Below are 705 nucleotides of genomic sequence, written 5' to 3' on the forward strand. Positions count from 1 at the left end.
GCTAGCTCATCCGGATAGAGCATCAACCTTCTAAGTTGACGGTGCGAGGTTCGAGTTCTCGGTGGTGGGCTAGCGCCGACTTAGCTCAGCAGGCAGAGCAACTGACTTGTAATCATCAGGTCACCAGTTCGATTCCGGTAGTCGGCACCATATGCGGGCATCGTATAATGGCTATTACCTCAGCCTTACAGGCTGATGATGCGGGTTCGATTCCCGCTGCCGCTCAAGTTAAAGTCTTTCAGTCTGCGATGATGGGAAAGCACGGAGTGACTGAAAGACGTTTGCGTTTTGAATGCTCGTCTTTTTTGCAAAATTGCTGTGCAGAAATACCAACCTTCGGGCAGGCGATCATTCATAAGCACTCTGCTTTTATTCCGATTAACTGTGGGTGGTTTGTTGGATAGAGTGCTTTCCTTACTGTAGATTCCGTTGCGCCCGCTTTTGCGGGCTTTTTTTCAAATCCTTTTTGTCTCTCAGTGTAAAGCTACGCCATCCGTTATTTGCGGAGGTGAGGTTATGAAATCTATGGACAAAATGTCAACGGGCATTGCCTACGGCACCTCCGCCGGCAGTGCCGGCTACTGGCTTTTACAGTGGCTTGATCAGGTCAGTCCGTCACAGTGGGCTGCGATTGGTGTGCTGGGAAGTCTGCTTCTGGGGCTTCTGACTTATCTGACGAATCTGTATTTCAAAATAAGAGAAGAC

At 49.4% G+C, this 705-nt stretch carries 1 protein-coding gene and 2 tRNA genes; all 3 read left to right on the forward strand.

The window, feature by feature from the left end; all coding sequences use genetic code 11:
* The first annotated feature begins 74 nt into the window (after nucleotides 1-74).
* A tRNA-Thr gene (locus ACUU1I_RS20960) sits at nucleotides 75-150 on the forward strand.
* Between the two features lie 3 nt (nucleotides 151-153).
* Nucleotides 154-224: transfer RNA gene (locus ACUU1I_RS20965), tRNA-Val, on the forward strand.
* A 292-nt stretch (nucleotides 225-516) separates the two neighbouring features.
* On the forward strand, nucleotides 517-705 hold a 189-nt coding region (locus tag ACUU1I_RS20970), incomplete at its 3' end, for a phage holin (protein WP_449144931.1).

Source organism: Shigella sp. SIG3, from assembly GCF_053555855.1.